We start from the raw sequence: 19,480 nt of genomic DNA, 5'->3' as shown, positions 1-19,480 counted from the left end.
AGGAACCGGTCCAGGCGCGAGCAGAAACGATCTGTCAGAAGGGGTGGTTGTTCCGGGACACTGGACAGTGGCTGGAAGGCCTTTGGGCCAACCTCTATGATCGGCACACTTTCCTGCACGGCCACGGCTTGTGCGGCCGTCCCCCATCCGGCCGAGCACCCCGACGAGACCCATACGAAGAACGAGTGCACTGCGGGAGTGAGCGGTGAGCGGAACGTCCGAAGGGCCGGCGCCCGCGGCAGACCTCGTCCGGCCGGCCGTCACAGAGCGTCACATTGACACGTCTTCCCGTACGGCCACGCCTGCTCGCCTGCCCGGCGAGGGGCCCGAGGGACTCGGCGCGGGACCGGCCGGCGGACCCGTCCGCGCCGCGTTCGCCGCCGCCCCGCTCGCCATGGCCGTCGTCGACCGCGAGGGCCTGGTCGTCACCGCCAACGAGACGCTGGGCATGCTGCTGGGCACCGGCGCGGACACCCTCGCCGGGCGGATCGCCGCCGATCTGGTGGACCTGGCGTCCGACGCCCGCACGTGGCACGCGTACCGCGAGGTGCTCCGCGGCCGGCAGGCCCGGTTGCGCTGCACCCGCCGGATCAAGCACCCCGACGGACACTCCCTCTGGGTCCAGGTGACGATCGCGCCGCTGCCGCAGGAGGAGGGGGCCGTCCTGCTGTCGGTCGCCGACATCAGCGCCCGCCGTGAACTCCAGGCGCGGCTGCGTCACTTGCAGATGCACGACCCGGTGACCCGGCTGCCCAACCGGACCCTGTTCTTCGAACGCCTCTCGGCCGCCCTGGAGGCGGAGGCGTACGAGGAGAGCGGCACCGGCCGGATCGGGCTCTGCTATCTGGACCTGGACGGGTTCAAGGCGGTCAACGACACGCTCGGGCACCGCGTCGGGGACCGGCTGCTGGCGGCCGTCGCCGAGCGCCTGACGCGCTGCGCCGACCAGGCGGGCTACGCGCGCGGCGCCGCTCCTCTGGTGGCCCGGCTCGGCGGCGACGAGTTCGCGCTGCTGGTCGAGGACTCCACCGGGACCGACCAGCTGGCCGACCTGGCCGAGTCCGTACTGAGGTCCCTGCAGGCGCCGTTCGACCTGTCCGGGCAGCGGCTGTCGGTGTCGGCGTCCATCGGTGTCGTCGAGCGCCACGCGGCCGGAACCACCGCCACCGGCCTGATGCAGGCCGCGGACACCACGCTGTACTGGGCAAAGGCGGACGGCAAGGCCCGCTGGACGCTCTTCGACCCCGAGCGCAACGCCCACCGCATGACCCGGCAGGCCCTCTCCTCCACGCTGCGGCCCGCTGTCGAGCGCGGTGAATTCGCCCTCGAATACCAGCCGTTGGTCAGTATGGAGGACGGTGGGGTGCGCGGGGTGGAGGCGCTGGTGCGCTGGAACCACCCGCAGTTCGGCATGCTGACGCCGAATCGGTTCATCGGACTGGCCGAGGAGGACGGCTCGATCGTGCAGCTCGGCCGCTGGGTGCTCGCCACCGCCTGCCGCCAGGCCCGGCGCTGGCAGCTCGACCACCCGGACACCCCGCCGATCTTCGTCAGCGTGAATGTGGCGGTGCGTCAGGTGTGGGACTCCGACCTGGTCGCGGACGTGGCACAGATCCTCGCCGAGACCGGACTCGCGCCGCATCTGCTCCAGTTGGAGCTGACCGAGTCCGCGGTGATGGGGTCGGCGGGCCGCCCGCTCCAGGCGCTCCAGGCCCTCAGCGACATGGGCGTACGCATCGCCATCGACGACTTCGGCACCGGCTACTCGAACCTGGCGTATCTGAGCCGGCTGCCGGTCTCGGTCCTGAAGCTCGACGGCTCGTTCGTCCGCGGCTTCCAGTACGAGAGCCTCGACGGCACGGACACCCACCCGAATCCGGCCGACGAGGTCATCGTCGAGGCGCTCATCCAACTCGCCCACCGGCTGGGGCTGACCGTCACCGCCGAGTGCGTGGAGACGTCCTCCCAGGCCACCCGCCTGCGCGCTATCGGCTGCGACACCGGGCAGGGGTGGCTCTACTCACGCCCGGTGGCTCCGGATCGTATCTCCGAGCTGCTCAGCGTGCCGGGTGTTCAGGCGGGCGCCGGCAAACCGTAGGCGTCCGCGATCAGTTCGTACGAGCGCAGCCGTACGTCTCCGCTGTGTGCGTTGCCCGTGATCATCAACTCGTCGGCGCCGGTGCGCTTCTGCAGGTCATCGAGACCGGAGCGGACCTCGTCGGCGGTGCCGTGGATGACGTTGGCGTTCCAGCTGTCGATGAACTCCCGCTCCAGCGGGCTGAATTCGTACGCCTCCGCCTCCTCCGGAGTGGGGACGAGCCCGGGGCGGCCGGTGCGCAGGCGGACCATGTTCAGGGCGGCGGCCATGACCTGGCGGCGGGCCTCCTTCTCGTCGTCCGTGGCGAGGGCCGAGACGCCGATGAGGGCGTAGGGCGCGTCGAGCAGCGCGCTCGGGCGGAAGGACTCGCGGTAGAGGTCGAGCGCCGGGATCGTGTTCCGGGCCGAGAAGTGGTGCGCGAAGGCGAACGGCAGGCCGAGCATGCCGGCCAGCCGGGCGCTGAAGCCGGAGGAGCCAAGGAGCCAGACCGGGGGTCGGTGCGGGGACTGGACGCCACCGGGCGAGGTCGACTGGATGGGGCCCGGGACCGCGTGGATACGGGCGTACGGGTGGCCGGGCGGGAAGTCGTCGTCCAGGAAGCGGGTCAGCTCGGCGAGCTGCTCGGGGAAGTCGTCGGCGCCCTCGTTCAGGCTGTCGGTGCGGCGCAGGGCGGCCGCGGTGGCGCCGTCCGTGCCGGGGGCCCGGCCGAGGCCCAGGTCGATGCGGCCCGGGGCCATCGCCTCCAGCGTGCCGAACTGCTCCGCGATCACCAGGGGAGCGTGGTTCGGGAGCATCACTCCGCCTGAGCCGAGGCGGATGCGGGTCGTGTGGGCGGCCAGGTGGGCGAGGATCACGGCCGGGGACGACGAGGCGACGCCCGGCATGGAGTGGTGCTCGGCCACCCAGTAGCGGTGGAAGCCGCGGGATTCCGCCAGGCGGGAGATCTTGACGCTGGTCTGGAGAGCCTGCGTGGCGGTGCGGCCCGCGCCTACCGTGACCAGGTCCAGTACGGAGAGGGGGACCGGGGCGGTGCCCTGCGTCCTGCCTCGGATCTCGTCCGTGTCTGCCACCGGGGGTGCCTCCTGTGTTGGTGCGTCGCGCTTCCGCCGTGACCTAACAGGAGGCTGTCTCCGTTTATTCCCGTGCGGGCGCGGGGTGGGGGCTGGGCGGGGAGGTATTTCGCCCCCTCCGCCCCTACCCGTCCCTTGTTCCTGGGGCTCCGCCCCAGACCCCGCTCCTCAAACGCCGGAGGGGCTGAATTTACGCCTGGATCAGGGGCTCCCTCGTGAAGAGGGCGCCGAGCGTCGGGGCGTTGACGCGGCGGTCGGCGAGGCGGAGGGCCTCCCAGACGGTGACCTGGTTGGCGGTGAGGACCGGCTTGCCGAGGGCCTGTTCCAGGGCGGGGAGGAAGGAGGCGGTGTGCAGGGCGGTGTCGGGGAGGAGGACCGCGTCCGCGTCGGGGTGGTCCCCCGCGCGGGCGAGGGCGAGCACCTCGTCCTCGCCCCAGGTGCCGACCTCCGCGGCCGTGATGATCCCGGAGCCGCGCATCGAGACGACGTCGACGCCCGCGTCCTTGAGGAAGGAGACGAAGAGCTCGGCGACGTCGTCGGGGTACGTCGCCGCGACGGCGACCCGCCGGGCCCCGATCTCCCCCGCCGCGTGCGCGAAGGCGAACGAGGTGGAGGAGGCGGGCAGCCCCGCCGCACGGGCGAGGGAGCGGATCTGCTCGTGGGCGCCCTCCCAGCCGTACACGAAGCTGCCGCTGGTGCACGCCCACACCACCGCCTCGGCGCCGGACAGCCGCAGCTCCTCGACGCCCGCGGCGAGCCGGGCGGTGGAGCCCATCTCCAGCAGTGCGTCGACGCGATGGGCGTCCTCGCCGATGTCCGTGTGGACGAGGGGAAGGCGGATGTCGCTGCCCAGGAGCTGCTCGATGCGCGGATAGTCGTCCTCGGCCGAGTGGCCCGGGTAGAGGAATCCGAGTGCGGTCATGCCCAACCTTCCTGTTCTTCCGGCAGTACGGGCCGCTGTCGGGCGGACTGATCGATCAGCCGCTGATAGGGCCCCACGGCCCGGGTACCCAGTTGGCGCAGGGCCGCCCACACCGTTACCTGGTTGGCCGAGATCACCGGGATCCGCAGTTCCGCCTCCAGCTGGGGGATGACGTCGTACGTCGGCAGGTTGGTACAGCTGATGAACAGGGCGTCCGCCGCGCCTCGTACGGCCTCGCGGGCCATGTCGACCACGTCGCGGTACGGGACCTTCCAGATGTGCCGGGTCAGGCCCATGAAGGCGCGCCCGGTGACCTGGATGCCGGCCTCCGCCAGATACTCCTCCAGGGACTGGGTGACCGAGACCGTGTACGGCGTGACCAGCGCGATCCGCTGCGCGCCGAGCTCCGCCAGCGCTGCGAGAAGGGCGCCGGAGGTGGTGAGCGAGGGGACGGCGCCCGCCCGCGTCATCGCCTCGCACATCGCCCGCTCGCCGGGGATACCGCCGACGAAGCTGCCCGAGGTGCAGGCGTAGGCGACGACCTCGGGCGCGACCGCGTTCAGGGCGCGCACCGCCTCGCCGAGGGTCTCGTGCTCGGAGACGAGCCGGGCCAGGTCCAGGCTGACCTCGACCGGCACGAAGGGCGTCCGGGTCAGATGCAGGGAGACGTCGTCCGGCACCCAGCGCCACAGCTCGCGGTCGAGGGCGAAGTCGAAAGGGGCCACCACACCGACACCGCGCTGCGGGCGCGGTCCACCAAGGAAGGAAATGTCCAAAGCAGGCACCGGCCTCACGAACGGAAACGGGTGAGCAACGGACCGTGAACAGAGCCCGTGTTGACGAAGGTAGGTTCGGGTGCGAGCGTGGTCAATCCGCGCATCTCAGACGGCTGCGGCCGGCCCAGCCTCCACGGTCTCGGAGACACCGTTCCGGGATCCGGAGAACATTCACTCCAGAGAAGCGGACGCGCATTGCGAAACGGTTTCCCCCCGATGTCCGAACTCCCTTCCCCCGTAACCCTTCTCGTCCTGGACGCCGAGCCGTTGCCGCGGCTGGGCAGCCTCAGCGGCCGGGTGCGGGTCGAGCACGCCGACGAGTCGACGCTGGCCGAGCGGCTGCCGCGGGCGGACGTGCTGCTGGTGTGGGACTTCGCCTCGCACGCGGTGCGCCACGCCTGGCCCGGTGAGGGGCCCCGGCCGCGCTGGGTGCACACGGCGAGCGCGGGCGTGGACCATCTGATGTCCCCCGAACTCGCCGCGTCCGACACGGTGGTGACCAATGCGCGCGGGGTCTTCGACCGACCGATCGCCGAGTACGTCGCCGCGCTCGTCCTCGCGATGGCCAAGGATCTGCCGCGCACCTGGGAGTTGCAGCGCGCCCGGGAGTGGCGCCACCGCGAGACGCAGCGGGTGGCCGGCACGCGCGCGTGCGTCGTCGGTTCCGGGCCGATCGGGCGGGCGATCACCGGCACGCTCGAGGCCCTCGGCATCACGACGGCCCTGGTGGGACGCACCGCGCGCGCCGGCGTGCACGGCCCGGAGCAGCTGGACCGGCTGCTGACGCGCGCCGACTGGGTGGTGTCCGCGGCGCCGCTCACCGCGGAGACGTCCGGCATGTTCGACGCGCGGCGGCTCGGGATGATGCAGCCGTCGGCGCGCTTCATCAACGTCGGGCGTGGGCAGCTCGTCGTCGAGGACGCGCTCGTGGAGGCCCTGAACAAGCGCTGGATCGCGGGCGCGGCACTGGATGTCTTCCCGCACGAGCCGCTGGGTCCCGACAGCGCCCTGTGGGATGTCCCCGGACTGATCGTCTCGCCGCACATGAGCGGGGACACGATCGGCTGGCGGGACGAACTCGGCGCGCAGTTCGTGGAGTTGTACGAGCGCTGGGAAGCCGGCGAGCCACTGCCGAACGTGGTCGACAAGAAGCGTGGGTACGTTCCCGGGCACTGAACCTGCGCAGGGCACTGACTCCTTTGGAGGGGCGGATGACCGAGCTCACCGAGCTGACCGCGGTACAACTCGTCGACGGCTATCGCAAGGGCGAATTCAGCCCGGTGGACGCGACCCGGGCGGCCCTGGATCGGGCCGAGCGGGTACAGGCCGCCGTGAACGCCTTCGTCCGCGTCGACGCGGACGAGGCCCTGGCGCAGGCCCGGGAGTCGGCGGGGCGCTGGCGGCGCGGTGAACCGGCGGGCCTGCTCGACGGCGTCCCGGTCACCGTCAAGGACATCCTCCTGCAGCGCGGCGGCCCGACCCTGCGCGGCTCCAGGACCGTTGACCCGAAGGGCCGTTGGGACGAGGACGCGCCCTCGGTGGCCCGGTTGCGCGAGCACGGGGCGGTGTTCCTGGGCAAGACGACGACGCCGGAGTTCGGCTGGAAGGGCGTCACGGACTCGCCGTTGTCGGGGGTGACCCGCAATCCGTACGACGTCTCGCGCACGGCCGGCGGGTCCAGCGGTGGCAGCGCGGCGGCCGTGGCGTTCGGCGCGGGCCCCCTGTCGCTGGGCACGGACGGCGGTGGGAGTGTCCGTATCCCCGCCGCCTTCTGCGGGATCTTCGCGCTGAAGCCGACGTACGGACGGGTACCGCTCTATCCGGCCAGCGCGTTCGGGACGCTGGCGCATGTGGGTCCGATGACCCGGGACGCCGCCGACGCGGCCCTGCTGATGGATGTGATCAGCGGCCCCGATCCGCGGGACTGGTCGGGGCTCGGGCCGGTGGACGGTTCCTTCACGGACGGACTGGACGGCGGGGTGCGGGGGCTGCGGATCGCGTACTCGCCCTCTCTCGGCAACCAGGTCGCGGTCCGGCCCGCCGTCGCGGCGGCGGTGCGCGGGGCGGTGGAGCGGCTGGCGGGGCTCGGCGCGTACGTGTCGGAGGCCGACCCCGACTTCACGGACCCGGCCGGGGCATTCCATGTGCTGTGGTTCAGCGGGGCGGCCCGGGTGACCCAGCGACTCGGGCCCCACCAGCGGGAGTTGCTCGACCCGGGGCTCCGGGAAATCTGCGCGGCCGGCGCCCGGTTCAGCGCGCTCGACTATCTCGCCGCCGTCGACGTCCGGATGGAGCTGGGGCGCCGGATGGGCCGTTTCCACGACTCGTACGACGTGCTGGTGACGCCGACGCTGCCGCTGACCGCGTTCGAGGCGGGAGCGGAGGTCCCCAAGGGCTCGGGCCACCGCCGCTGGACGGGGTGGACCCCGTTCACGTACCCCTTCAACCTGACCCAGCAGCCCGCGGCGACCGTGCCCGTCGGGACGGACGCGGACGGGCTCCCGATCGGCCTGCAGATCGTCGCCGCCCGCCACCGCGACGACCTGGTCCTGCGCACGGCCCACGCGCTGTACGAGGCGGGGGCGGCGGGGGTGGCTCCGCCGGTGCTCTAGAGGGGGGCCGGGGCGCGGCGGAGGCCCGCCACAAGGGCATCGGTTCGGGCTCGGGCCGTGAGCGGGCCGGCGGTGTCCGGGCGGGCGGACGGGCGGGGCGCCTCTCCGCGTCCGATCGTCACGCCCGGCGGAAGCTGAGCGTCTCCCCCAGGGCGCCCGAGCGCCACAGGTCGTTGCAGGCCTCGGCCATCGCGTCGAGGCCCTCGGTGACCTGGCCCCAGACGATGCCGGGCACCCAGCCCACGTCTCCGTTGAGCAGCAGGTTGTTGCGCTCGTAGAAGAGGGCGAGGTCGACGACCGTGGTGCCCGGCCGATGCTCGGTGTCGTAGCCGTACGCCTTGGTGCCCAACTCGGAGCCGGCGAAGGCGAAATAGCAGAGATCGCCGGGTATGGGGGTGATGGTGGGATTCTCCAGGGGTGGTTCCTGTGCCGCGAAGGGCGGGAAAAGGGCGTAGATCTCATTGCGCGCGTACTTCGCGTGGTAGACGTCGCCGCTCAGCGGGAGGGCGTCCCACACCGCCGCGCAGGTGACCGGCGCCCGGTCGTCGAGGAGCTTTGCCGTGCAGTGGACCCCCCGCTTGAGCAGGGAGACTTCGATGTAGCGATCAGCCATGCACTCCATGGTCCCTCCGCGGTCAAGGGGGCGTCGGCCCTAGCCGGGCCGAAATTGATCCGCATGGGATGGCTGGACTCGGGTAGCCGCGCGCCCATGGCTCCACCACAAGGGAACAACGACGCTCAGGACGCAGGCATAAGAAGGCCCAGCCGGCGATCGCTGCTCACGAGTGCCTCGGCGCTCGGCGCGGTCGGCGCGCTGGGCGCCGCCGGCTGCAGCCGCGTGGCCACGGCCTCCGCCACCGAGGGCGGTGATCTCCTCGACCGGCTGAAGGCCCAGGGTGTCGTACGCCTGGGAATCGCCGGTGAGATCCCCTTCGGCTACATCGACAGGAACGGCGAGCTGACCGGCGAGGCGCCGGAGCTGGCGAAAGTCATCTTCAAGCGGCTGGGCGTCGACCGGGTGCAGCCCGTGCCGACGGAGTTCGGTTCGCTCATCCCGGGACTCAACTCGCAGCAGTTCGACGTGGTCTCCGCGGGGATGTACATCAACCCGGAGCGCTGCGAGCAGGTCATCTTCTCCGACCCGGACTACCGGATGCTGGACGCCTTCATCGTCCGCAAGGGCAATCCGAAGGACCTGCACGACTACCGGGACGTCGTCGGGAAGAAGGCCAAGTTCGCCACCGGGACCGGCTATGCGGAGATCCAGTACGCCGTGGAGGCCGGGTACAAGGAGAGCGACATCCTGATCGTGCCGGATCAGGTGGCCGGGCTGAACGCCGTGGAGGCGGGGCGCGTCGACGTCTTCGCCGGGACGGCGCTCACGGTCCGCGAGGTGGTCAAGAAGTCCGGCAGGACCGAGAGCACGAAGCCCTTCGCACCGCTGGTGAAGGGCAAGCCGCATGTCGACGGCGGCGGCTTCGCCTTCCGGCCGACCGAGACGAAGCTGCGGGACGCCTTCAACTCCGAGCTGGCGAAGATGAAGGCGAGCGGTGAGCTCTTCCGGATCCTGAAGCCGTTCGGCTTCACCAAGGCCGAGATGACCGACATGACCGCGAAGGAGCTCTGTCGCGGATGACCTCGGGACTCTGGGAACTGGTACTCAAGGGGATCTGGACCACCGTCCAGCTGCTGGTGTTCAGCGCGCTGCTGGCCACGGCCGTCTCCTTCGTCGTGGGTATCGCGCGCGCCTCCCGGCTGTGGATCGTCCGCTTCCTCGCGGGCTTCTACACCGAGGTGTTCCGCGGCACCTCGGCGCTCATCATGATCTTCTGGGTGTTCTTCGTGCTGCCGCCCGCCTTCGGCTGGCAGCTGGTGCCCCTGTGGGCCGGCACGCTGGCGCTCGGACTGACCTACGGCGCGTACGGCGCCGAGGTGGTGCGCGGCGCCCTGAACGCCGTCGACCCCGCGCAGCTCGAGGGCGGGATCGCGCTCAGCTTCACGCCCTGGCAGCGGATGCGGCTGATCCTGCTGCCGCAGGCGGTGCCGGAGATGATCCCGTCGTTCTCGAACCTGCTGGTCGAGCTGCTCAAGGGCACCGCCCTGGTGTCGGTCATGGGCATGGGCGACCTGGCGTTCAGCGGCAACCTGGTGCGGCTCGCCCTCCAGGAGAGCGCGGAGATCTACACGTACATCCTGCTGATCTACTTCGTGATCGCCTTCCTGCTCACCCGGATCATGCGGGGTCTGGAGCGGCGGCTGAAGGCGGGGCTCGGCCGGGCGCCGCAGCGCAAGGGCGCGTGGTCGCTACGGCGTGACGCGGCGGACACGGCGACGGCCGGCGCCGGAACCGGGGGTGCGCGATGAAGTGGGACTGGAGCGCGGTCGGCGACTTCATGCCGCACTTCTGGGACGGCCTGCTGGTCACTCTTCAGGCGCTGGTGCTCGGCTCGCTGATCTCCTTCGCCCTCGGTCTGCTCTGGGCGCTGCTGATGCGGACGCCGACGCGCTGGGTGCGCTGGCCGGTCGGGGTCGTCACGGAGTTCGTCCGCAACACCCCGCTGCTCGTGCAGCTGTTCTTCCTCTTCTATGTGCTGCCGGAGTGGGGAGTCACGTTCTCCGCGCTGACCACCGGTGTGGTCGCGATCGGGCTGCACTACTCGACGTACACGATGCAGGTCTACCGGGCCGGCATCGAGGGAGTGCCCGCCGGCCAGTGGGAAGCGGCCACGGCACTCAATCTGCCCCTGACGCGCACCTGGACCGCGGTGATCCTGCCGCAGGCGATCCGCCGGGTGGTGCCCGCGCTGGGCAACTACGTCATCTCGATGCTCAAGGACACGCCCCTGCTGATGGCGATCACCGTGCTCGACATGCTCGGTGAGGCGCGGCTCTTCTCTCAGGAGCACTTCCAGTTCACCGAGCCGCTCACGGTCATCGGCGTGGCCTTCATCCTCATTTCCTATCCGGCTTCCCTCCTCATGCGAGCCCTGGAGCGACGTCTTGTCCGCTGACACCAATCCCGTGAACGATCTCGTGAATCCGCCGGTGGACGGCAGCGAGCTGATCCGCTTCGACCGGGTCACCAAGCGCTTCGGGGACAACACCGTTCTCGACGGGCTCGACTTCTCGGTCGAGTCCGGCAAGCACGTCACGCTGATCGGCCCGTCCGGCTCCGGCAAGACGACGATCCTGCGGCTGCTGATGACCCTGACCAGACCCGACGAGGGCACGATCAAGGTGGGCGGCGACTACCTGACGCACGAGGAGAGGAACGGGAAGCTGGTCCCGGCCGGCGAGAAGCACATCCGGGAGGTCCGCAAGAACATCGGGATGGTGTTCCAGCAGTTCAACCTCTTCCCGAACATGAAGGTGCTGCGGAACATCACCGAGGCGCCGGTCACCGTCCTCGGCCTGTCCCGGGACGAGGCCGAGCAGCGGGCCCGGGAGCTGCTCGAGCTGGTGGGTCTGACCGACCACGTCGACAAGTACCCGAGCCAGCTCTCCGGCGGCCAGCAGCAACGGGTGGCCATCGCGCGGGCGCTGGCGATGCGGCCGCAGGTGCTGCTCCTGGACGAGGTGACGTCCGCGCTCGACCCCGAGCTGGTCGCGGGTGTCCTCGACGTCCTCCGGGACATCGCCCGCACCACGGACATCACGATGCTCTGTGTGACCCACGAGATGAATTTCGCCCGCGACATCTCGGACCAGGTTCTGATGTTCGACTCGGGCCGGGTCATCGAGGCGGGGCCGCCGGAGAGGATCTTCAGCGATCCGGAACACGACCGGACGCGGGAATTCCTCAGCGCGGTGCTCTGACTACGGGAAGTGAACGCGCAAGGCACGAGGTCCAGCCGGTGGGACATGACTCCTGAGTCGTGACGCTGGCATATGCCAGGGTGGCGCGTTCCTGCTGAGAGGCATGGAGCGCGCCACCAATCTCGTCAACAGACGCTCACGGCAAGCGCTTTGGTGGTTATCGTGGAGAGAGCCCGCCGTCCGGGCTTGTTCCGTCCGAGCCGGGCCGAAAAGCGCAGGGGGAAACCGTGGCGCTGATGAACGAGCCGACCGCTCCGTACCACTCGGCCCAGGACGCCCTTCGGGTCCTGGAGACAGTGGCACGGCAGAGCACCGGCATCACCGACACCCAACTCGCCCGCGAGACGGGCCTCGGCACGGACCGGCTCACCGCACTCCTGCGGATGCTGCGCCGCGAGGGGTACGTCGAGCAGATCACCGACGGCGCCTATGTGGCCGGCGCCTCCCTGAGCAGGCTCGGCTCCGCGCACGGGCGCGACGAGGCCCTGCGCGAGAAGCTCCAGCACACGCTGGACCGGCTGCGCGACTCGGTGGGCGCGGCCGTCTACATCAGCCGGTACATCGACGGTGAGGTGCACGTCACCCAGTACGCCGAGGGTCCCGCCACGCCCGCGGTCAACGAGTGGGTGGACTTCCGCTCCTCCGCCCATGCCAGTGCGGTCGGCAAGAGCCTGCTGGGCCAGCTGGATCTGAACGGCCGCCGCGACCACCTCTCCCGCCACAAGATGGCCCGTCTCACCTCGCGGACCATCACCAACGAGCGGGTGCTGCTCAGCAGGCTCGACGCCCAGCCGCCCACGGTCCCGGTGCTCGACCTCCAGGAGTACGCGGTCGGCACGGTGTGCGCGGCCGTCCCGATCACCGCGGGCTCCTCCGTCGGGTGCCTCGCGCTGTCCCTGCCGGTCGAGCACGCGCACCGGCTGCGGCAGGCCGCGCAGACGCTGAACCGGGGTGCGGCTCCGGTGCTGCTCTCGCTCGCCATCTAGGACAGGTCCCTGTTTCCGGCCACCCGGCTCGCGCCCGGGTGGTCAGAACCATCCCTCGGGACCAGGTAGTATTTTCTCTGTCGTCAGCCCGCGGGAGCGGGTCGGCGAGAGTCATGCGCCGCTAGCTCAGTTGGTTAGAGCAGCTGACTCTTAATCAGCGGGTCCGGGGTTCGAGTCCCTGGCGGCGCACCAGCGAAAAGGTCGTTGACCTGGGGCTTCTCAAGTTTTTGAGAAGCCCCTTTCGCGTTTTCGGGTGCTGGATCACCCCGGGGCCGGGAAGGGTCCGGGTGGGCCTCGATGGCCTCGAAGAGAGCTGCGGGCCGGCGTGGCTGCACTGACGCGACGACTCAAGCCGGCGTCGAGTCCGCGGCCCTAGAGTCTCGGGCATGCGAATCTTGGTTACCGGCGGGGCCGGATTCATCGGCTCCCAGTACGTCAGGGCGCTGCTGTCCGGCGAGCTTCCGGGGGCGGACGGCGCCCGGGTGACCGTCATCGACAAGCTCGGCCACGGCAGCAATCCGCAGAACCTCGCGCCGGTCGCCGGGGATCCCGCGTTCCGGTTCGTCCACGGCGACATCTGTGAGGCGGAGCTGGTGGACGAGGTCGTACGCGGGCACGACGCGATCGTCCACTTCGCCGCCGAGTCGCATGTCGACCGGTCGATCGACGACGCCCGCCCGTTCGTCACGACGAACGTGCTCGGCACTCAGGTCCTGCTGGACGCGGCCCGGCGGCACGGGACCGGGCGTTTCCTGCACGTGTCGACGGACGAGGTCTACGGTTCCATTGCGGCCGGCTCATGGACCGAGGCGCAGCCGCTGGCGCCGAATTCACCGTACGCGGCGTCCAAGGCGGGCTCCGACCTGCTGGTGCTGTCCGCGCACCGGACCCACGGGCTGGACGTCGTGATCACGCGGTGCTCGAACAACTACGGTCCCTACCAGGAGCCGGAGAAGGTCATCCCGCTGTTCGTGACGAATCTTCTGCGGGGGCGGCGGGTCCCGTTGTACGGAGCGGGTGACAACGTCCGTGAATGGCTCCATGTCGCCGACCACTGCCTGGCTGTGCAGCTGGCTCTGCGGGGCGGCAGGCCCGGCCATGTCTACAACGTCGGCGGTGGCACGGAACTGACCAACAAGGAGCTGACCGCGCGCCTGCTGGAGAGCTGCGGGGCCGGCTGGGACATGGTCGAGCGGGTGGCCGACCGGCTCGGCCACGACCAGCGGTACTCGCTGGACATGACCAAGATCCAGAACGAGCTGGGTTTCGCCCCACGGCAGTCGTTCGAGACGGGCCTCAAGGCCACGGTCGACTGGTACAGGGACAACACCTCCTGGTGGAACCGGTAGAAGTCCGCGGGGTCTCGCGCCCAGCAGGCACCCAAAGGCCCGCCCGGAGAACCGGGCGGGCCTTTCGCTGTTCACCGGGCCGGACAGGGCCTGAGCGCGGGGCGCCCGGGGGCCGCCGTCAGCGAACCAGGCGGAAGAACTCGCGCAGCTCACCGACGAAGGTGTCCGGCTGTTCGACGGCGAGGAAGTGCCCGCCGTTGTCGAGGTCCTTCCAGTACCGCGTGTCGGTGAAGCGGCGCTCGCACCACGCGCGCGGCATCCAGGCGTCGTTCGGGACGACGGAGGCACCCATCGGGATTCGGACCTCCTCGGCCGGGTGGTCGTGCCAGCTCTCCCAGAACAGGCGTGCCGAGGACGTGGCGGTGCCGGTCAGCCAGTACATCATCACGTTGTCGAGCAGCCAGTCACGGGAGACGGCCTGCTCCAGGTCGCCGTCGTGGTCCGCCCACTCGTGGAAGCGCTCGACGATCCAGCCGGCCAGCCCGGCGGGCGAGTCGTTCAGCCCGTAGCCGAGGGACTGCGGACGGGACGACTGGATGGCGGCGTAACCGGAACGGTTCTGCCCGAACCCCGCCATCCTGGCCATCGCCCTCTGGTCCCGCGCGTCCAGCTCGATCTTCTCCTTCGGGGCCGGCGCCATCGGCATCGCCAGGTGGATCCCGGCCAGATGCCCGGGGTCGGTGCTGCCCAGGACGCCGGTCACCCATGAACCCCAGTCGCCGCCGTGGGCGCCGTACCGGTCGTAGCCGAGTTCGGCCATCAGGGACGCCCACGCGGCGGCGATGCGCGGGACGGTCCAGCCGAGCTCGGCCGGCTTGTCGCTGAAGCCGTGGCCCGGCAGCGACGGGATCACGACGTGGAACGCGTCGCGCGGGTCGGGCGGGTTGGTCAGCGCCTCCACGACGCCGGTGAACTCCAGAACGGAGGAGGGCCAGCCATGGGTGAGCAGCAGGGGCAGCGCGTCCGGGTGCGGCGAGCGCGCGTGCACGACGTGCACCCCGAGACCGTCGACCTCCACGCGGAGCTGGGGCAGTTCGTTCAGCCGCGCCTCGGCGGTCCGCCAGTCGTATTTCTCGGCCCAATAGGCGCACAGCTCCCTGGCCTTGTCGAGCGGCATGCCCTGGGACCAGTCGGACACGGACTCCTTGTCGGGCCATCGTGTCCCGGCCAGCCGCCGCCGCAGGTCGGCGAGCGTCTCCTCCGGCACATCAACGGTGAATGGAACGGCTTTCGAGCTCACTCCGGGTACCTCCCTCGCCGGTACTGATCCGGGTCAGGCTTCCACCCCGGCCTATAAGGCCACTGGAGCCGTGTGGGACTGCCCCCGGCGCCGGCAATCGCCGCTGCTGGAAGGGAGGTCGAGCCGGGGATTCGCCGATCCCCCACCCGGCCTCGATCGGCTCTATAGGCGCCGTCATTAGCTTCCGAGACATGCGAGGCATCATCTTGGCCGGCGGAACCGGCACCCGGCTGTGGCCGGTCACCCAAGCCGTATCGAAACAGCTCATGCCGGTTTTCGACAAGCCGATGATCTACTACCCGCTGTCCACCCTGGTGCTGGCGGGGGTACGGGACATCCTCGTCATCACGACGCCGTCCGACCGGGATTCCTTCGAGCGGCTGCTGGGCGACGGCGCGCAACTGGGCCTGCGGATCCAGTACGCGACACAGCCCAGGCCCGGGGGCATCGCGCAGGCGCTCGTGATCGGCGCGGACTTCATCGGGGACGAGCCGGTGGCTCTCATCCTCGGCGACAACATCTTCCACGGCGTCGGCCTCGGCGAGCAGCTGAAGACCCATGCCCGTCCGGACGGTGGTCACATCTTCGCCTACCCGGTGGCGAACCCGAGCGCCTTCGGCGTCCTGGACTTCGACCGCGAAGGGCGCGTCCTCTCCATCGAGGAGAAACCCGCGCACCCGAAATCGAGGTACGTGGTCCCGGGCCTCTACTTCTACGACAACCGCGTGGTCGACATCGCCAGGTCGCTGCGGCCCAGCGCACGCGGCGAGCTGGAGATCACCGAGGTCAACCAGACGTACCTGCGGCGCGGTGAGCTCAGCGTCACCGTGCTCGACCGCGGCACGTCGTGGCTCGACACCGGGACCTTCGCCTCGCTGGTGCAGGCGTCGGAGTTCGTCCGGGTGATCGAGGAGCGGCAGGGACTGAAGATCGGCTGCGTCGAGGAGGCGGCCTGGCGCAACGGGCTCATCAGCAACGACCGGCTGCGGGAACTCGCGGAGCCGCTCCTGTCGAGCGGCTACGGCGTGTACCTGACCGGGCTGCTCGACGCCGCCGCCGAAGAGGTCCAGCAGCCGGTCCCGGTCGGCGCCGGCGTCACCGGGTGACAAGGAGACCTGATGAACTTCGAAGAACTCGGCATCGAGGGCGTGCACCTGGTCAGGCCGCAGGTGTTCGGCGACCCGCGCGGTGCGTTCCTGGAACTGTTCGTGGGCCACCGGCTGGCCGAGGCGACCGGCCACGCGATGGACGTGGCACAGGTCAACTGCTCGGTCTCGCGGCGCGGCACGATCCGCGGCATCCACCTCACGTCCGCCCCGCCGGGTGAGGCGAAGTACGTGACGTGCGTGAGCGGCGCGATCGTCGACGTCGTCGTCGACGTCCGGGTCGGCTCGCCCACCTACGGCGCCTCCCTCGCGATACCGCTGGACGACGTGCAGCGGCAGGCCGTGTACATCCCCGCAGGGCTCGGCCACGGTTTCGCGGCGGTCAGCGACACCGCGGTGGTCACGTACCTGTGCGACAACGTCTACACCCCCGGGAAGACGATCTCGATCAACCCACTGGACCCGCGGCTCGCCCTGCCGTGGCCCGCCATGGACGACGTCGTCCTGTCCGACAAGGACCGGAACGCACCGACGCTGGCAAAGACGGAGGCCCTCGGCGTGCTGCCGCAGTTCTCGGACCTCCGTGTCAAGACACCGAGCCGGCGCCGCGGATGAGGCGGCGGTCATCCCCGAGTGAGTCGACGACACCAGGAACAGGAGCAGTCATGAAAAGGCACATCGCCTTCCTGAACATCCCCGCGGCGGGTCACGTCACACCGACGCTGGGCGTGGTCGAGGAGCTGGTCAGGCGCGGCCACAAGGTGAGCTACCTGACCACCGACGACTTCGCCGAGCGCATCGCCTCGACGGGCGCCGAGGTCATCCCGTACACCACGACACTCGACCCCCGGACGATCGCGCCCACCGGCGCCGAGGACTGGCTGGCCCGTGTCCTGCTCGGTGCGGTCCGGGAGGCGGCCGCCACGGCGCCGTCCCTGGAGGCCCACTTCGGCGAGGACCTGCCGGACTGCCTCGTCTACGACATCTCCATGCAGTTCCTCGGCCGGGTGATGTCGCGCAAGCTCGGCGTGCCGGGCATCCAGCTCTACCCGGTCCTCGCGTCCCACCAGTACTTCTCCGAGGCGAAGGGCGCCGCCGAGGGGATGTTCGGCGACCTGACGCGTGAGCTGCGCGCGTTCGCCGACGAGAACGGGCTGCAGGGCGTCCCGCTGGACGAGCTGATGGCGGACGCGCCCCGCAACATCTCCTTCCTGCCGCGCGAGTTCCAGTCCGACGCCGAGTCCTTCCCCGAGGACCGGTACACGTTCGTCGGGATACCGCTGCGGGAGAGCGATCTGCAGGGCACCTGGCGGCCGTCCAGCGACAACCCGGTGGTGCTGATCTCCCTGGGCACGACCTTCAACACCCAGCCCGAGTTCTTCGCGATGTGCGCCAAGGCGTTCGAGGGGCTGCCGTGGCATGTCGTGATCGCGGCGGGCCCGGGCGTGGACCTGGAGGCGGTGGGTGAACTGCCGCCCAACGCCGAGATCCACACGTGGTTGACCCTGCAGGCGGTCCTGGAGCACGCCGGCGCGTTCGTGTGCCACGGCGGTGCCGGCAACACCATGAACGCCCTGTACGCGGGGGTGCCGCTCGTCTCCGTACCGCACAACGGGGACTCGGAGATGATCGCCAAGCGGACCGACGAGCTGCGGCTCGGCCGGGTGCTGGACCCCGAGGAGGTCACCGCCGAGACCCTCCGGGAGGCCGTCCTGGAGGTCGCCGCCGACGAAGTCGTGCAGGCGAACCTGCGCGACATGCGCAAGCACATGCAGGAGGCGGGCGGCGCGCCGCGCGCGGCCGACACGATTCTCGGTCACCTCGACGCCGCGTCGAAGTGACGCTCGAAACCAACAGGAGATGCCGATGAACTCGCACGATCTCAGCACCAAGCTCGTCCCGGGTGACCTGTTCCTGGAGATCCAGCAGTTCTACTCGCTGCAGCTCAAGATCCTCGACCGCGGTGACGGCGAGCAGTGGGCTCAGACCTTCACTCCGGAGGGCGTGTTCCAGGCTGCCGACATGCCTGAGCCGCTGGTCGGCCGCGAGATCCTCGTCAAGGCGATCGAGCGGCAGTCGGCCCTGCACGAGGGGCTCATCCTCCGGCACTGGGTCGGTCAGCTGACCGTCGAGCAGCTGGACGACGTCACGGTCCGCGCGCAGAGCTACGTCATGGTCTACGTGACCCCCGACCGCACGCTCCTGAACGGCGAGGTGCACTTCCGCCACCACACCCTCTGCGACGACGAACTCGTCCGCTCGAACGGGTCCTGGCTCGTGCGCAAGCGCTTCGTCGAAACCGACGGCGCCTACAAGTGAGCGCCATGATCCCCCTCTTCAAGGTGGCGATGTCCGAGAAGGCGTCGGCGTTGGTCGGCCAGGTTCTGGACAGCGGCTACATCGGTCAGGGCGCGAAGGTCGACGAGTTCGAGCGCGCCCTGGCCGGCCGGCTGGACAACCCCCGGATCCTGACCGTCAACAGCGCCACGTCCGGGCTGCACCTGGCCCTCCACCTGGTCGCCACGGAGTCGGGCCGGGACGGCGAGGTCCTGGCGACCGCGCTGACCTGTACGGCGACGAACTGGCCGATCCTGGCGAACGGGATGCGGATCCGGTGGGTGGACACCGACCCGGCGACCCTGAATCTCGACCTCGATGACCTGGCCCGGAAGATCACGCCCGCGACCCGGGCGATCGTCCTCGTGCACTGGGGCGGCTATCCGGTCGACCTGGACCGCCTGAACCGCGTCCTCGACCAGGCCGAACGCGTCCACGGCGTCCGGCCCCGGGTCATCGAGGACTGCGCCGACGCGTGGGGCGCCACCTACAAGGGCGTCCCGCTCGGCGGGCACGGCAACATCAGCGTCTACAGCTTCCAGGCGATCAAGCACCTCACGACCGGTGACGGCGGACTGATCGTGCTGCCCGACGACGATCTGCTGGCTCGCGCCAGGCTGCTGCGCTGGTACGGCATCGACCGCGACGGCGGTACGTCCCGGTTCAAGAACGACATCCCCGCGTACGGCTTCAAGTTCAACATGAACGACATCAACGCGGCCATCGGGCTGGCGAACCTCGAGATCGTGGACGACCTCGTCGCCCGGCACCGCGAGAACGCCGCGTTCTACGACGCCGAACTGGCCGGCGTGGACGGTCTCGAGCTGACGGAACGGTCCCCCGACCGCAATCCGTCGTTCTGGTACTACTCCCTCAAGGTGGACCACCGCGACGTCTTCGTCCGGCGCATGAAGGAGGCCGGAATCGCCACCAGCGAGGTCCACGAGCGCAACGACATCTACGGCGCCACCCAGCGTTACCAGGCGGTCCTGCCCGGACTCGACAGCGTCGCCGGGCGCCACATCGCCATACCGGTCGGCTGGTGGGTCTCGGACGAGGACCGGGCCCACATCGCGAAGACCATCACCGCCGGCTGGTGACCACCGCCGGACGGCGCGGGACGTGAGGAGGCGGGGAGCCGGGGGGCGGCCCCCCCCCACACCACGGG

19 protein-coding genes and 1 tRNA gene are annotated in these 19,480 nt (G+C 70.2%); 15 read left to right on the top strand and 5 right to left on the bottom strand.

Annotation, left to right across the window (positions count from 1 at the left end):
* Positions 1–205 precede the first annotated feature (205 nt).
* Entirely contained in the window at positions 206–2,098 is a 1,893-nt protein-coding gene (locus ACFVYF_RS14350) for a putative bifunctional diguanylate cyclase/phosphodiesterase (protein ID WP_389455514.1), read from the top strand.
* Here the strand turns inward: ACFVYF_RS14350 and ACFVYF_RS14345 are convergent.
* From ACFVYF_RS14345 to ACFVYF_RS14335, 3 genes are all read right to left on the bottom strand, one after another.
* A complete protein-coding gene (locus ACFVYF_RS14345; RefSeq protein WP_389455513.1) occupies positions 2,074–3,168 on the bottom strand; it encodes an LLM class flavin-dependent oxidoreductase in 1,095 nt (364 codons plus the stop codon). The genes ACFVYF_RS14350 and ACFVYF_RS14345 overlap by 25 nt on opposite strands.
* A gap of 190 nt (positions 3,169–3,358) precedes the next feature.
* A complete protein-coding gene (locus tag ACFVYF_RS14340; RefSeq protein WP_389455512.1) occupies positions 3,359–4,090 on the bottom strand; it encodes a decarboxylase in 732 nt (243 codons plus the stop codon).
* Positions 4,087–4,866 (bottom strand): aspartate/glutamate racemase family protein, encoded by a 780-nt coding sequence (locus ACFVYF_RS14335; protein WP_389455511.1) that lies wholly within the window; start codon positions 4,864–4,866, stop codon positions 4,087–4,089. Before ACFVYF_RS14335 ends, ACFVYF_RS14340 begins: the two co-directional genes overlap by 4 nt.
* 216 nt (positions 4,867–5,082) lie before the next feature.
* Here ACFVYF_RS14335 and ACFVYF_RS14330 point away from each other — a divergent pair, with 216 nt between their 5' ends.
* Both ACFVYF_RS14330 and ACFVYF_RS14325 read left to right on the top strand, forming a co-directional pair.
* A complete protein-coding gene (locus tag ACFVYF_RS14330) occupies positions 5,083–6,042 on the top strand; it encodes a D-2-hydroxyacid dehydrogenase (protein WP_389455510.1) in 960 nt (319 codons plus the stop codon).
* A 35-nt stretch (positions 6,043–6,077) separates the two neighbouring features.
* Positions 6,078–7,478 carry an amidase gene (locus ACFVYF_RS14325; protein ID WP_389455509.1) on the top strand — a complete coding sequence of 467 codons (1,401 nt, stop codon included), beginning with the start codon at positions 6,078–6,080 and terminating at the stop codon, positions 7,476–7,478.
* A 118-nt stretch (positions 7,479–7,596) separates the two neighbouring features.
* Here ACFVYF_RS14325 and ACFVYF_RS14320 read toward each other — a convergent pair whose 3' ends face one another.
* Complete coding sequence (locus ACFVYF_RS14320) at positions 7,597–8,091, bottom strand: DUF3830 family protein (protein WP_389455508.1); 495 nt, start codon at positions 8,089–8,091, stop codon at positions 7,597–7,599.
* Between the two features lie 96 nt (positions 8,092–8,187).
* Here ACFVYF_RS14320 and ehuB point away from each other — a divergent pair, with 96 nt between their 5' ends.
* The 7 genes from ehuB (at position 8,188) to rfbB (ending at position 13,629) form a co-directional block, all read left to right on the top strand.
* The gene (gene ehuB, locus ACFVYF_RS14315; RefSeq protein WP_389455507.1) at positions 8,188–9,114 is read left to right on the top strand and encodes an ectoine/hydroxyectoine ABC transporter substrate-binding protein EhuB; all 927 of its coding nucleotides are present in this window, start codon (positions 8,188–8,190) and stop codon (positions 9,112–9,114) included.
* The gene (gene ehuC, locus ACFVYF_RS14310; RefSeq protein WP_389455506.1) at positions 9,111–9,842 is read left to right on the top strand and encodes an ectoine/hydroxyectoine ABC transporter permease subunit EhuC; all 732 of its coding nucleotides are present in this window, start codon (positions 9,111–9,113) and stop codon (positions 9,840–9,842) included. Before ehuB ends, ehuC begins: the two co-directional genes overlap by 4 nt.
* Positions 9,839–10,489: an ectoine/hydroxyectoine ABC transporter permease subunit EhuD gene (gene ehuD, locus ACFVYF_RS14305; RefSeq protein WP_389455505.1), complete on the top strand. Its 651-nt coding sequence runs from the start codon at positions 9,839–9,841 to the stop codon at positions 10,487–10,489. Before ehuC ends, ehuD begins: the two co-directional genes overlap by 4 nt.
* Positions 10,479–11,294 (top strand): ectoine/hydroxyectoine ABC transporter ATP-binding protein EhuA, encoded by an 816-nt coding sequence (ehuA, locus tag ACFVYF_RS14300; protein WP_389455504.1) that lies wholly within the window; start codon positions 10,479–10,481, stop codon positions 11,292–11,294. The genes ehuD and ehuA overlap by 11 nt, the downstream gene beginning before the upstream one ends.
* Before the next feature lie 227 nt (positions 11,295–11,521).
* Positions 11,522–12,280: an IclR family transcriptional regulator gene (locus ACFVYF_RS14295; RefSeq protein WP_389455503.1), complete on the top strand. Its 759-nt coding sequence runs from the start codon at positions 11,522–11,524 to the stop codon at positions 12,278–12,280.
* 115 nt (positions 12,281–12,395) lie between these two features.
* Positions 12,396–12,472, top strand: a tRNA-Lys gene (locus ACFVYF_RS14290).
* Between the two features lie 194 nt (positions 12,473–12,666).
* Positions 12,667–13,629: a dTDP-glucose 4,6-dehydratase gene (rfbB, locus tag ACFVYF_RS14285; RefSeq protein ID WP_389455502.1), complete on the top strand. Its 963-nt coding sequence runs from the start codon at positions 12,667–12,669 to the stop codon at positions 13,627–13,629.
* A gap of 118 nt (positions 13,630–13,747) precedes the next feature.
* Here the strand turns inward: rfbB and ACFVYF_RS14280 are convergent, their stop codons facing one another.
* Entirely contained in the window at positions 13,748–14,869 is a 1,122-nt protein-coding gene (locus tag ACFVYF_RS14280; RefSeq protein ID WP_389455501.1) for an epoxide hydrolase family protein, read from the bottom strand.
* A gap of 191 nt (positions 14,870–15,060) precedes the next feature.
* On the opposite strand from ACFVYF_RS14280, the gene rfbA reads away from it, so the two are divergent.
* The 5 genes from rfbA to ACFVYF_RS14255 are packed head-to-tail and all read left to right on the top strand — an operon-like array spanning position 15,061 to position 19,412.
* On the top strand, positions 15,061–15,975 hold the full coding sequence (gene rfbA / locus ACFVYF_RS14275) for a glucose-1-phosphate thymidylyltransferase RfbA (protein WP_389455500.1): 915 nt from the start codon (positions 15,061–15,063) through the stop codon (positions 15,973–15,975).
* Positions 15,976–15,987: 12 nt separating this feature from the next.
* Positions 15,988–16,590 carry a dTDP-4-dehydrorhamnose 3,5-epimerase family protein gene (locus ACFVYF_RS14270; protein WP_389455499.1) on the top strand — a complete coding sequence of 201 codons (603 nt, stop codon included), beginning with the start codon at positions 15,988–15,990 and terminating at the stop codon, positions 16,588–16,590.
* Between the two features lie 50 nt (positions 16,591–16,640).
* Entirely contained in the window at positions 16,641–17,816 is a 1,176-nt protein-coding gene (locus ACFVYF_RS14265) for a macrolide family glycosyltransferase (RefSeq protein ID WP_389455498.1), read from the top strand.
* A gap of 25 nt (positions 17,817–17,841) precedes the next feature.
* Entirely contained in the window at positions 17,842–18,294 is a 453-nt protein-coding gene (locus tag ACFVYF_RS14260; RefSeq protein ID WP_389455497.1) for a nuclear transport factor 2 family protein, read from the top strand.
* A gap of 5 nt (positions 18,295–18,299) precedes the next feature.
* Positions 18,300–19,412 carry a DegT/DnrJ/EryC1/StrS family aminotransferase gene (locus ACFVYF_RS14255; protein WP_389455806.1) on the top strand — a complete coding sequence of 371 codons (1,113 nt, stop codon included), beginning with the start codon at positions 18,300–18,302 and terminating at the stop codon, positions 19,410–19,412.
* Positions 19,413–19,480: the final 68 nt, after the last annotated feature.

Source organism: Streptomyces sp. NPDC058274, assembly GCF_042881375.1.
GTDB lineage: Bacteria > Actinomycetota > Actinomycetes > Streptomycetales > Streptomycetaceae > Streptomyces.
The sequence above is the reverse complement of the archived record's forward strand: the minus strand, read 5'-3'. Positions and strand labels throughout refer to the sequence as shown.